We start from the raw sequence: 12338 nt of genomic DNA, 5'->3' as shown, positions 1-12338 counted from the left end.
TACTCGATGATTTCTTTTATAATAATCTTGTTTTTTCTGGGGTACCTGCTTATCACCCTGGAGCACCCCTTAAGGCTGGACAAAGCGGTATCGGCATTACTGATGGCAACCATTATGTGGGCTCTGATGGCTTACGGTTTTAATCAGGGTTGGTTCTCCATTATCAATTCTCATGGGGAGGTATTCAACATTCTTCAGGGTGACCCCACTTTGCAAAGGGACGGGTTTAATAATAACCTGATGCATCATTTTAGCAAGATCAGTGAGATACTTTTCTTTCTTATAGGGGCAATGACCATTGTGGAAATCATAGATCTTCACCGTGGTTTTGCCCTTATTAAAAAAAGAATTACAACCACTAATAAAAAGAAGCTGCTTTGGATAATTGGTGGTCTGGCTTTTGTTTTATCGGCTATAATCGATAATCTTACTACTACTATAATTCTGGTTACCCTATTAAGGAAACTTGTTCCCAAACGGGACTACCGGGTTTGGTTTGCGGCAATGATAGTAATTGCCGCTAATGCCGGTGGTGCCTGGTCGCCTATCGGAGATGTTACCACCACCATGCTCTGGATTAATAATAAAGTGACTACTCCCGGTTTAATTGAATATGTAATCATTCCTTCATTAATAAGCTTCGTTCTTCCGTTTGTTATAGGAAGCAGGCTCAAAGCCTTTAAAGGACAGACGGTGCTTAAAAAGGCTGTGGCAGATCCAGAATCTGAACGTCTTCTCAGTAGTAAGACCATGCTAAATGTGGGATTGGGCGCATTTGTATTTGTTCCATTATTCAAAGCCATCACCGGCTTACCGCCTTACATAGGAATACTTTTTAGTTTAGGAATGGTTTGGCTGGTTTCGGAATATGTTAAACCGATAAAGAATATTACCAAGGTCCAAAAATATCAGTATTCTACCAGTAAAGCCTTATCTAAAATAGAGTTCTCCAGTATCTTGTTTTTTCTTGGGATTCTTTTGGCCGTGGCTGGTTTGGAGAGCCTGGTATTTGGTTCAATAAATGGAGAAATGGCTGGGACTTTGCTTTACGCTTCAAACTCTCTTTCAAATGCTATTCCCAGTATGGATGTGGTGATAATATTGTTAGGAGTCCTTTCCTCGGTGATAGATAATGTGCCTTTGGTTGCAGCTTCGATTGCCATGTATGATTTCCCTCTCGATAGTTCGATATGGCATTTTATAGCTTATTCATCCGGAACCGGAGGTAGCATGTTGGTTATTGGATCGGCAGCAGGGGTAGCAGCAATGGGGATGGAGAAGATAGACTTTATGTGGTATCTTAAAAATATCGCTCCACTTGCGCTTATAGGATTTCTTTCTGGAGCAATTAGTTTCATCCTTATCGAGTATTTGTTTCTTTAGTCGCCGATTAATAATATTTTTATTCTGGTCAATGTAGTTGTGAGAATGCAATGGCTCAATTATATTTACAATTAAATTCAGATTCTCACGTTACAATAAAAAACCTAAATCGAACACATGCTATATTTTTTGCAGCAAGATGGTCTTGCCCAGGCAGCTCAGGATGCTGAACCTGTTGTAGAGGAAAAAACCCTTTCGTTATTTGATCTAATGTTAAGCGGTGGCCTTGGAGGTCAGATTATTATCATTATTCTTTTTGTGCTTCTATTTGCTGGAGTCTATATTTACTTTGAAAGGCTTTTTGCCATAAAAGCAGCCAGCCAGGTAGATAAGAATTTTATGCTGCAAATCAAGGATAGCGTTTTAAATGGAAATATTGAATCGGCTAAAATGCGCTGTGCCCAAAGTGATTCCCCTGTCGCCAGGCTTACAGAAAAAGGGATTTCCCGAATCGGGAGTCCGCTGGAAGATATAAATACCGCCATTGAAAATGCAGGGAGACTGGAGGTCTATAAACTTGAAAAGAACGTAAGTATTCTTGCAACCATCGCCGGAGCCGCGCCAATGATTGGTTTTCTGGGTACCGTTATTGGTATGGTACTTGCTTTTCATGAATTGGCAACAAGTAGTGGCCAGGCACAAATGGGAGCCCTCGCCGAAGGTATATATACAGCGATGACAACCACTGTTGCCGGACTTATAGTTGGTATTATCGCCTATATTGGTTACAACCACCTCGTAGTGAAAACCGATAAAGTGGTTCACCAAATGGAAGCGACCGCAGTAGATTTCTTAGACTTATTAAACGAACCTGCTTAATATGAACTTAAGAAGCAGAAATAAAGTTAGTGCAGATTTTAGCATGAGTTCAATGACAGATATTGTATTTCTGTTGTTGATCTTTTTTATGCTTACTTCTCCTGTAATTACACCTGAAGCCCTGGATCTGATTCTTCCTAAGGCCAAAGGTAAAACCACTACTCAGCAAAATATTGCGGTAAGTATTACCAAAGATCTTCAGTTTTATGTGAATGAAGAAAGGGTGAGTGCCAGCGCTTTGGAAAAAACACTTAAAAGCAAACTTGTTGGAGAAGAGAACCCAACAATAATTTTAAGGGCCGAAGAAGGAGTGCCTATAGAAAAGGCCGTAAATGTTATGGATATCGCCAACCGCAACAGTTATAAAATCGTACTGGCCGTAAAACCTGAATAAAATGGCAATGCTTGAAACAAAACACGAGAAAAAATCCTTTACCATCACGGTGGTACTTCACGTGCTTTTGATCATTTTGATGTTGTTTTTAGGTTTTAAATATTTAGATCCGCCCCCGGAAAATGGAATTGCGATAAACTTCGGTACTTCTGAAGTTGGTGCAGGCGATAATCAGCCCACCGAGCCGGTTAAATCTGCTCCACAGCAAACTACTGCTCCCGAACCCGTTTCCCAACCCGAACCGGTGATTGAAGAGGAAGTAGTAACCCAGCAAACTGAGGAAGCTCCAGTTATTGAAAAGAAAAAGGAGCCGCAACCGGTAAAAAAGGAAACTCCTGAAAAGCCTAAAGAACAACCCCCTGCAGAAAAACCCGAACCCAAACCCGATAAATCTACCACCGATGCGATGAGCAGTATTCTTAATGGGCCAGAGCGCAGTGGTTCAGAAACTGGCGGAGAGGGTGATGATAATGTAGCGGGAGATAAAGGTTCGCCAGATGGTGATCCCAATGCAAGTTCTTACTATGGAAACGGTGCCGGTCTCGATGGGGATGGTAATTACCGCCTTGGTGGCAGGAGAGCGCTGAATAAAGAGAAATTTGTTCAGGATTGTAATGAATCGGGAATTGTGGTGGTGCGTATTGAAGTGAACCGCTCAGGACAGGTTATCAACGCAACCCCGGGTGTAAAAGGGACTACTAACTCTGCTTCCTGTCTTACCGAACCTGCCAAACGTGCCGCTATGGCTACTCGTTTCAATAGCGATAACGATGCTCCCTCCAGACAGGTAGGGACGATTATTTATAATTTTAAACTCTCAGAATAGGTGAATACTTACAAAGATACTGTTGAGTGGATGTTTCAGCAGTTGCCTATGTACCAGAGGGTGGGGGATCAGGCCTTTAAAAAAGATCTTACCAAAACCCTTCAGCTTGCAGCACATCTGGAAGAACCTCATAAAAAGTTTAAATCTATACACGTGGCCGGCACCAATGGGAAGGGATCAACCAGCCATATGTTGGCTTCAGTTTTACAGGAAGCGGGTTATAAGGTGGGACTTTATACTTCGCCGCATCTTAAGGATTTCAGGGAACGTATTAAAATAAACGGCCGCCTAATCGATAAAAAATCGGTGGTAAGCTTTGTGAAAACTCATAAAGAGTTTCTTAAAGAAGCTAAACTTTCTTTTTTCGAAATGACCGTGGGTATGGCTTTCGAACACTTTGCCAAAGAGGAAGTTGATATTGCGGTAATTGAAGTGGGAATGGGAGGGCGTCTGGATTCCACAAACATTATTACTCCGGAAGTCTCTGTGATAACAAATATAGGTTTGGACCATACCGCTCACTTAGGGAGTAGCCTCCCTGAAATAGCCCGGGAGAAAGCCGGAATTATTAAAAAAGGTATCCCGGTGATAATCGGGGAAAAGCATAAAGAAACCACCCCGGTTTTTAAGGAAATCGCCGAAAAGCTAAATGCAAAATTAGTTTTTGCCCAGGATCTCCGCTTTTCTCAATATAGCACCGATCTTAAAGGAGATTATCAGAATAAGAATATAAAAAGTGTCCTGGGGGCGGTGAAGTTGCTCAGGGAAAAAGGATGGAATATTCCCGAAGAGTGCTTGAAGAACGGTTTAAATAGTGTAAAACTCCATACCTCCCTTCAGGGGCGATGGGATATATTGCAGGAAAAACCAAAGGTTATCTGCGATACAGCCCATAATAAGGAAGGGCTTAAGCTTGTTTTTAAACAACTTAAAGGAGAAGAATTTCAGCATTTGCATATAGTTTTAGGAGTGGTAAACGATAAAGATCTGGAATCTATTTTACCTCTGTTTCCTACCGGGGCTCAATATTATTTTTGTAAACCGGATATTCCAAGGGGGCTTGATTCAGAAGTTTTAGCTGAAAAAGCAGCGCGATTTAACCTGGTGGGGAGGGTATTCGATTCGGTTTCAAAAGCTTATGAAGTAGCTGTAGATAGTGCCCTGGATGAGGATCTTGTGTTTGTGGGAGGCAGTACTTTTACCGTTGCTGAAATAATTTGATTTTTTTTCTTTTTTCTTGGTGCAATAGAAAAACTAATCTATATTTGCATCCGCATTAAAGAATGGGCGCGTAGCTCAGTTGGTTCAGAGCACTTGGTTTACACCCAAGGGGTCAGGGGTTCGAATCCCTTCGCGCCCACTCCCATTCACAAGGCTTCTAAAGAAGCCTTTTTTAATGAAAGCTTAGGGCGCGTAGCTCAGTTGGTTCAGAGCATCCCGATTTTGCATCGGGAGGGTCAGGTTTGGAAAAAGGAAAACTTGATAATTCTAGATTGATTGCCCAGTTTTTGAGCGGCTTCCTTCAGAGGGAGATTTTATTGATATTTTAAGGGCGCGTAGCTCAGTTGGTTCAGAGCACTTGGTTTACACCCAAGGGGTCAGGGGTTCGAATCCCTTCGCGCCCACTTTTATTCCCAAATCCCAAAGTTTACCTGCTTTAGGGATTTTTTTATGCCGAAGTTTTACGTTTATATATTATTTTCTGAAGAGCTGAATAAATATTATATAGGTTCTACTCAGGATATTGCTATACGGTTGGACAAACATTTGCAAAGCAAGAAAGGTTTTACCTCAAAAGTGAAAGATTGGATTCTTGTGCGCTCTGAAGAGTTCAAGACAAGGACAGAAGCATTAAACAGAGAGCGCCAAATTAAAAAGTGGAAAAGCCGGATAATGATTAAGAAATTAATTGAAAAGTAGGGCAGTTGGTTCAGAGTATCCCGATTTCATATCGGGAGGGTCAGGGGTTTCCCGAAGTGAATTCGGGACAGGCAGAATCCCTTCGCGCCCACACTTAACGAAAGAAGGCTTCCTGTTTTTGGAAGCCTTTTCTGGTTTTATACTGTTGTTTCTTTAATTTTGATGAGCTCAGTGGGCTCAGAGCAATCCGAATATACCTCGGGAGAGTCATCGAAACTGAATCCGTTGGGTACGCCTGTCTTCCCAAATTTCCAATTCTGCTACTTCAGGAATTTTGTATGGATATATCGTAGCTCTATACCGACCACCTAAAAGCTGTTTAGATCGATCTTTAATTAGCCTTTTATTCCCTCCAAAAATTTAACTTTCATATTTCTTTTAACCTGAAAACGTTGTAGTTAATAACTATTGTCACCTGTTTTTCCTTACCTGACCATCCTCATATTTTCACCTCTTTTTCTGCTATTAATTTGTTTACAGATTGAGGTTCATTAACCGACATCAGAATAAACAAATCTTAAATAAAATATCATGGGAAAAGAAAAAAACCGTTGGTTAATCGCTGCCTCTGCTGTAGGAATTCACATCTCTATCGGCTCAGTTTATGCCTGGAGTGTTTACACTAAACCTTTGATCGAGCAGTTTGGCTGGGAGCTTAGGGATACTCAGTTCACCTTTAGTCTCGCCATATTTTTCCTGGGTATTTCTGCTGCCTTTTTGGGCCATTATCTCGAAAAGAAGGGACCTAAAAAATCTGGAATACTTGCAGCTATCTTTTTCGGAATAGGGATTGCAGGTTCGGGACTCGCCATATATCTGGAATCTCTTTACCTGCTGTATCTCTTTTATGGCATCTTTGGGGGAATTGGCTTAGGCCTGGGGTATATAACCCCGGTATCCACCCTTATAAAATGGTTTCCTGATCGGCGCGGATTAGCCACTGGACTAGCCATTATGGGCTTCGGATTCGCAGCACTCGTTAGCAGTCCAATAATTGTTTATCTGATCGCTGCTGTAGGCATTGCTAATACCTTTTTCATTATGGGGTCTGCCTATTTCACCATTATATTCGTTTCCTCTCTTTATCTTGCTCCACCACCAAAAGACTGGATGCCTGCAGGTTTCAAGGCTACAGTTGCAGCTGGAAAGAAGAAGGTTACCGAGGATCTTTCACAACTTACGGCTAACCAGGCTGTTAAAACAAGAAGATTCTGGTATTTATGGTTAATGCTTTTCATAAATATCTCATGTGGGATCGCGATTATTTCCGTAGCCTCCCCGATGGCTCAGGAATATGCTGGCCTTACGGTAATTTCAGCTGCTACTATGGTTGGGATCATGGGATTGTTCAACGGAGCCGGTCGAATTGGCTGGGCTACTTTTTCTGATAAAATAGGTCGTCCTGCAATGTATACGCTCTTTTTTGCTATCCAGATCATCGCCTTTTTTACCCTTCCCGGCATTACCAATGCATTGCTTTTCCAGGCGGTTATCTTCCTTATTATGTCCTGTTACGGAGGAGGTTTTGCTACCATTCCGGCTTATATAGGAGATGTCTTTGGCACTAAACAGCTTGGAGCCATTCACGGCTATATGCTTACAGCCTGGGCTGCTGCAGGAATGGCCGGACCTCTTTTCGCTGCCTGGTCACGTAGTGTTACAGAAAGCTATAATGGAACGCTTTACTTTTTCGCCGGACTCCTGGTAGTCGCATTTGGTCTGTCTTTGCTGACCCAAAAGGAAATTAAAAAACTAAAAAAGGAATCTGCAAATAGAAAAGAAAAACCTGTCGTAGAGCAGGAACCTGAATATGTATAGTCTAAAAATGTAATCCCATAAAGTATAAATAACTACTAAATATAAAACTATGATTGACGTGTCTAACAAGGTGCTTTCCCCACAGGATGAGGAGGTTTGGAACCAAAAAATTGATGTAAGGGATTTTGTTGTAAGAAATATCACTCCATACTATGGAGATGCTACCTTTCTTAAAGGAGCTACCGAAAGAACAAAGGAATTATGGCAGCTTTGCCTTGACGCTATGAAAGAAGAGCGGGTAAACGGCGGATGCAGATCCATAGACACCGAAACCATTTCTAGCATTACCAGCCATGGCCCCGGTTATATTAAGAAAGATCTCGAAGTAGTGGTGGGATTACAAACAGATGAACTTCTAAAAAGAGCCATGAAGCCTTTCGGAGGGATCCGGGTGGTGGAAGGTGCTGTTTCAGAAAAAGGTCTGAAAGTAGCCGATTGGGTGACAGAATTATTTAACTATACTAAAGACCACAACAACGCGGTGTTTTCGGCTTATGACTCCGAAATAAGAAGTTATAGGTCTCACGGTGTTCTCACAGGATTACCAGATAATTATGCCCGCGGAAGGATCATCGGAGACTATCGTCGTCTGGCTCTTTATGGAGCCGATCGTCTAATTGAGGTGAAACTGGCTGATAAAAAAACTATTGACGGGGAGATGGATGACCATAAGATCCGACTTCGCGAGGAAATAAACGATCAGATAGTGGCTCTAAAGGATATTATAAAATTAGGTGCTTTATATGGGCTTGATCTTGGTCGTCCTGCTAATAATGCCCGGGAAGCCATTCAATGGGTGTATATGGCCTATCTGGCTGCCGTAAAGGAGCAGGATGGTGCTGCTATGTCCCTTGGAAATGTTTCTTCTTTCCTTGATATTTATTTTGAAAGAGATCTCGCCAACGGATTTATTTCTGAAGAGGAAGCCCAGGAACTGGTAGATCAGTTTGTAATGAAATTGCGAATGGTGCGCCATCTTAGGCCGGGTGCCTATGATGAGATCTTTGGGGGTGATCCTACCTGGGTTACCGAAACCATAGGAGGACAGTTTGAAGATGGAAGGACTAAAGTTACCAAGAACTCTTTCCGCTTTCTGCAAACGCTGTATAATCTTGGGCCTTCACCAGAACCAAACTTAACAGTGCTTTGGGCAGATAATCTCCCCGAAGGATTTAAAAAATTCTGTACTAAAGTTTCTATTGATACCTCTTCCATTCAGTATATGAATGATGATATGATGAGAGAGTACCGCGGATCGGATGATTACGGGATAGCCTGTTGTGTTTCTCATCAGGACCTTGGAAAAAGAATCCAATTCTTTGGTGCACGCGTGAATTTACCAAAAGTCCTTTTAATGGCCCTGAATGAAGGTCGTGAAGAAATTTCAGGAAAAAAGATACTGAAAGACATTTCACCGATTGAAGGGGAATACCTGAATTATGATGAGGTAATGGAAAAGTTCAGGCCTGCAATGGCAGAAGTGGCCAGGGTATATTCAAAAACTATGAATATTATTCACTATATGCACGACAGGTATTACTATGAAAAAGCCCAGATGGCATTAATAGATTCCGATCCTGGTATCGATATGGCTTATGGTGCTGCTGGAATCTCGATTATTGCCGATTCTTTATCGGCCATAAAATATGCCCGGGTTAAGCCAATTCGGAATGAGGATGGACTTACAGTAGATTTTAAAATAGAGGGAGATTTTCCTAAGTTCGGAAATGACGATGACTGGGTAGATACCATCGCAAAAGATATTTCTCATTCTTTCTTTACCGAACTTGCTAAGCACAAATGCTATAAGAATGCACAGCCATCCATGTCTTTGCTTACCATAACATCTAATGTTATGTATGGTAAAAAGACGGGAGCCACTCCAGACGGAAGAAAAGCCGGCGAAGCCTTCGCTCCCGGCGCGAATCCTGTGCACGGGCGGGACACCCATGGTGCCATAGCTTCGCTAAATTCGGTTGCTAAACTTGATTACCGCGATGCGATGGATGGGATTTCAAATACCTTCTCTATAGTACCAAAGTCTTTGGGTAGCGCCCCTGAAGATCAGGTAGAGAACCTAATTACCTTGCTTGATGGCTATTTTTCTAATAAGGGACACCATCTTAATGTTAATGTTCTCAATCGGGAAACTTTGATGGACGCCTATGAGCATCCTGAGAACTATCCCCAGTTGACGATAAGGGTCTCAGGTTATGCGGTTAATTTTATCCGCCTGTCTAAAGCACATCAGTTGGAGGTGATCACAAGAACCTTCCACGAAAGAATGTAAGATTAAAGTGTAGCGCTTTGGGTTTGTACCGGTTTGATTTTTCCCTTTGAAGAATCATTCCGGTGCTGTTGCCCAACTCTCAATAACTTCTGAAAAGCTAAAAAAATGATCAAAAACGGAATGCTTGTTCCCCAGGATGCGACCCAACTCAATGAGGGAAGCTCAGATCAACTCAGAATCCATTCCATTGAGAGTTTTGGGACTCATGACGGCCCGGGAATCAGGATGGTGGTATTCGTGCAGGGTTGCCAATTTCGTTGCCTTTATTGCGCTAATCCCGATACTATGGATGTTAAGGGAGGTAGTTTTATAGAGATTGAAGAAATTGTGCAACGGGCGATCAGGCAGAAACGCTATTTCGGAAAAACCGGGGGAGTCACTGTTTCGGGCGGGGAGCCCTTGCTACAGCGGAAACCTCTGAAACAGCTGTTCAGGAGATTGCACGAGGAAGGGATTAATACAGCTCTTGATACCAACGGCAGGCTTATAGATACACAAACTAAAGAACTGCTGGAGGAAACAGACCTGTTGATGCTGGACGTGAAACATTTTAATGAAGAATGGCACCGGAAACTTACCGGGCTTTCAAATAAAAACACCTTCAAGGTAGCAGCCCATAGGGAAGAAACAGGAAAGCCGATGTGGCTTCGGTATGTGCTTGTTCCCGGCTGGTCTGATCAGGAAGAGTATTTGCACGAACTGGGAAAATTCTTTCAGGAATATAAACATATAGAACGAATTGATGTGCTGCCATACCATATGCTGGGAGTGCATAAATGGGAGGCCATGGGAATGGAGTATAAGCTTAAAGGAATTGAACCTCCTACTCAACAGAAGCTTAAGAATATTTCAGAAATATTAAAGAATTATTTCAGAGAGGTAAGGGTAAATTAAGTAAGCGGAGCATCGGTGATTAGGAGAAATAATGCTTAAGTCTTGCTGGATTTCCCTATTTTTATTCACCTAAAGTCAGGGTCTAATGGAAAAAAAGCTTGGCATCATCTATTCCAGTGTTGATGGGCAGACTAAAAAGATAGCTGAAGCCTTATTACAGGACTTGCGTGAGCAGAAAGTGGCAGCCAAATTGTACTCCATTGAGGATTTTGAAGAGCAGGTGACTGACTTTGATCTCCTGATTATAGGTGCAGGGGTACGATACGGGAAGCATAATATCAGGGTTCGGAAATTTGTTTTAAATAATAAAGAAAGCCTTAGCCGGATTACCACTGCCTTCTTTTCTGTTAATCTGGTGGCCAGAAAAAGCGACAGGAATTCCCCCGGGACCAATCCCTACCTGATCAAATTCTTAAAGGAGGTTAATTGGAAACCTGATTTTATGGCTGTGTTCGCAGGTAAACTCGATTACCGGGCCTATTCTATGCTAGACAGGATTATGATAAAACTTATAATGAAATTTACCCACGGTCCAACAAAATCAGATACTTGTATAGAGTACACGAACTGGGAAAGCGTGAGAGAGTTTGGGGAACTAAGCCTAAAGCAACTTAAGGGAGCCTCCAGCCGGTACTAATCCCGCCTGCTATTAAAGAATTTGAAAATTTTAGCATAAAAAATATTTTCAAAAGAGCCATCGCAAAAAAATGCTGTAAAAAGATTTTAAATCTTATTTTTGCTGATATCTAAAAGGGTGATTAGCTCAGTTGGTTCAGAGCACTACCTTGACAGGGTAGGGGTCACTGGTTCGAATCCAGTATCACTCACATTAAATCTTCGCAGCGCCCTACAGACATTGAGTTTGTGGGGCTTTTTCATAAATAAAAGGGATGAAACATGCTTAGGGAATAGTAATACCTAAATCCTCCTTTAGAAAAACCATGATTTCTTTCTCCACGCTTTTAGTATCCTTGGATTTGATATCGCTCCCAATAAAGTGCGTCTCAGGGGTGCTAAGCGCAACAAGTTTTTTTAAAGAATCTACTGTAGAAAAGGCTTCGTGAACTTCAGGATAAGAGCTTACTTCTACGTGATTATCTTTCTGAAAGTAATTCTCTTTGTAATAAAGCGTTAAGACCGGGCAGTTTAGTCTGGAAAAAGTTTCCGGCTTCATCGTAGACCCCACCAATATTTGTAGGTCTACCAATGCCTTGGATGGGTAAATCGTATCCCAATACTTCTCTGCGATTTTTTGTTCATGCTCAATTATTTTATGCTCCCCAAAGGAAACCAGGCCGGCAATTTCGTAACCCCAGGGAGAATTTAACACAAAGGAGCCGGTTTGGTCATCTTTAGTATTGGGTGCCAGGTTGATAAGCGCATAAACCATGTCGGGGTATGCTGCGGCCAACTTTATAGCCAGGGTGCCTCCTGTAGAAGTACTCATAATAATTACCTTCTTCCCAATCCTGTTCCCTATTACTAAAGCTTCTTTAGCAGAATTCCAGGCGGTCTCAGGCGTAAAATCTTTGAGGGCTACCTCAGGCTTCATCCCATGGCCTGCCCAACGTGCAAGATAAATATTTGCATTTAGGCTATCTGCAATATTCACATTCACGGGATAAGCATCCCGATAACTACCTGCAAATCCGTGCAGGTATACGATACTGTATTCTGTAACCTGCGGTGGTTCCTCCTGCCACTTAATTCTGGCCTGATTATCTTCCCTAAGAGCATGTTTAGCTTCCGTCTTTTTAAGGTAGTCTTCCAGAAGCTTCAAATTGGAAGAGGGAATTTCTGGTAGTTCCAATGTGTAATTTGGATTGATGGGTTTCGGACCGGAAAAGTAGGTTACAACCAATACCAGGAGAAGAATTAAAATAATCCAGTATCTTTTTTTCATTTGTAGAAAATAAAGCTAAACATTTGAGGCCTCTAAATTACACTTTTGAAAACAGGAAATTTTCCTGGCCTGATTATTTAAACATAGTTTT

At 41.9% G+C, this 12338-nt stretch carries 11 protein-coding genes and 3 tRNA genes; 13 read left to right on the top strand and 1 reads right to left on the bottom strand.

The window, feature by feature from the left end; translation table 11 throughout:
- Positions 1-6 precede the first annotated feature (6 nt).
- From nhaD to BUW93_RS11100, 13 genes are all read left to right on the top strand, one after another.
- Positions 7-1383 carry a sodium:proton antiporter NhaD gene (nhaD, locus tag BUW93_RS11160; RefSeq protein WP_081211781.1) on the top strand — a complete coding sequence of 459 codons (1377 nt, stop codon included), beginning with the start codon at positions 7-9 and terminating at the stop codon, positions 1381-1383.
- A gap of 117 nt (positions 1384-1500) precedes the next feature.
- A complete protein-coding gene (locus tag BUW93_RS11155; RefSeq protein WP_081211780.1) occupies positions 1501-2202 on the top strand; it encodes a MotA/TolQ/ExbB proton channel family protein in 702 nt (233 codons plus the stop codon).
- 1 nt (position 2203) lies between these two features.
- A complete protein-coding gene (locus BUW93_RS11150; RefSeq protein ID WP_081211779.1) occupies positions 2204-2596 on the top strand; it encodes an ExbD/TolR family protein in 393 nt (130 codons plus the stop codon).
- Between the two features lies 1 nt (position 2597).
- Positions 2598-3422, top strand: a complete 825-nt coding sequence (locus BUW93_RS11145) for an energy transducer TonB (RefSeq protein WP_081211778.1) — start codon at positions 2598-2600, stop codon at positions 3420-3422.
- 30 nt (positions 3423-3452) lie between these two features.
- Positions 3453-4643, top strand: coding sequence for a bifunctional folylpolyglutamate synthase/dihydrofolate synthase (locus BUW93_RS11140; RefSeq protein ID WP_081211881.1), 1191 nt, complete (start codon positions 3453-3455; stop codon positions 4641-4643).
- A gap of 64 nt (positions 4644-4707) precedes the next feature.
- Positions 4708-4782: transfer RNA gene (locus BUW93_RS11135), tRNA-Val, on the top strand.
- A 190-nt stretch (positions 4783-4972) separates the two neighbouring features.
- A tRNA-Val gene (locus BUW93_RS11130) sits at positions 4973-5047 on the top strand.
- Between the two features lie 46 nt (positions 5048-5093).
- Positions 5094-5342, top strand: a complete 249-nt coding sequence (locus BUW93_RS15180) for a GIY-YIG nuclease family protein (protein WP_081211777.1) — start codon at positions 5094-5096, stop codon at positions 5340-5342.
- A gap of 531 nt (positions 5343-5873) precedes the next feature.
- The gene (locus BUW93_RS11120; protein WP_081211776.1) at positions 5874-7160 is read left to right on the top strand and encodes an L-lactate MFS transporter; all 1287 of its coding nucleotides are present in this window, start codon (positions 5874-5876) and stop codon (positions 7158-7160) included.
- A 49-nt stretch (positions 7161-7209) separates the two neighbouring features.
- Positions 7210-9450, top strand: a complete 2241-nt coding sequence (gene pflB, locus BUW93_RS11115; protein WP_081211775.1) for a formate C-acetyltransferase — start codon at positions 7210-7212, stop codon at positions 9448-9450.
- Between the two features lie 105 nt (positions 9451-9555).
- Positions 9556-10344, top strand: a complete 789-nt coding sequence (pflA, locus tag BUW93_RS11110; protein WP_232778350.1) for a pyruvate formate-lyase-activating protein — start codon at positions 9556-9558, stop codon at positions 10342-10344.
- Between the two features lie 85 nt (positions 10345-10429).
- Positions 10430-10981: a menaquinone-dependent protoporphyrinogen IX dehydrogenase gene (hemG, locus tag BUW93_RS11105; RefSeq protein ID WP_081211774.1), complete on the top strand. Its 552-nt coding sequence runs from the start codon at positions 10430-10432 to the stop codon at positions 10979-10981.
- Between the two features lie 115 nt (positions 10982-11096).
- A tRNA-Val gene (locus tag BUW93_RS11100) sits at positions 11097-11171 on the top strand.
- Between the two features lie 74 nt (positions 11172-11245).
- Here BUW93_RS11100 and BUW93_RS11095 read toward each other — a convergent pair.
- On the bottom strand, positions 11246-12247 hold the full coding sequence (locus tag BUW93_RS11095; RefSeq protein WP_081211773.1) for an alpha/beta hydrolase: 1002 nt from the start codon (positions 12245-12247) through the stop codon (positions 11246-11248).
- Positions 12248-12338 lie beyond the last annotated feature (91 nt).

The sequence above is a fragment of the Salegentibacter sediminis genome, assembly GCF_002078605.1.
Lineage (GTDB): Bacteria > Bacteroidota > Bacteroidia > Flavobacteriales > Flavobacteriaceae > Salegentibacter > Salegentibacter sediminis.
Note: the sequence above shows the minus strand (reverse complement) of the source record. Positions and strands in the feature narration are given on the sequence as shown.

Bases quoted from the DNA above. Each gene is read 5' to 3' on its own strand.
- nhaD (WP_081211781.1), top strand. From the start codon at position 7: ATGATTTCTTTTATAATAATCTTGTTTTTTCTGGGGTACCTGCTTATC.
- BUW93_RS11155 (WP_081211780.1), top strand. From the start codon at position 1,501: ATGCTATATTTTTTGCAGCAAGATGGTCTTGCCCAGGCAGCTCAGGAT.
- BUW93_RS11150 (WP_081211779.1), top strand. From the start codon at position 2,204: ATGAACTTAAGAAGCAGAAATAAAGTTAGTGCAGATTTTAGCATGAGT.
- BUW93_RS11145 (WP_081211778.1), top strand. From the start codon at position 2,598: ATGGCAATGCTTGAAACAAAACACGAGAAAAAATCCTTTACCATCACG.
- BUW93_RS11140 (WP_081211881.1), top strand. From the start codon at position 3,453: ATGTTTCAGCAGTTGCCTATGTACCAGAGGGTGGGGGATCAGGCCTTT.
- BUW93_RS15180 (WP_081211777.1), top strand. From the start codon at position 5,094: ATGCCGAAGTTTTACGTTTATATATTATTTTCTGAAGAGCTGAATAAA.
- BUW93_RS11120 (WP_081211776.1), top strand. From the start codon at position 5,874: ATGGGAAAAGAAAAAAACCGTTGGTTAATCGCTGCCTCTGCTGTAGGA.
- pflB (WP_081211775.1), top strand. From the start codon at position 7,210: ATGATTGACGTGTCTAACAAGGTGCTTTCCCCACAGGATGAGGAGGTT.
- pflA (WP_232778350.1), top strand. From the start codon at position 9,556: ATGATCAAAAACGGAATGCTTGTTCCCCAGGATGCGACCCAACTCAAT.
- hemG (WP_081211774.1), top strand. From the start codon at position 10,430: ATGGAAAAAAAGCTTGGCATCATCTATTCCAGTGTTGATGGGCAGACT.
- BUW93_RS11095 (WP_081211773.1), bottom strand. From the start codon at position 12,247: ATGAAAAAAAGATACTGGATTATTTTAATTCTTCTCCTGGTATTGGTT.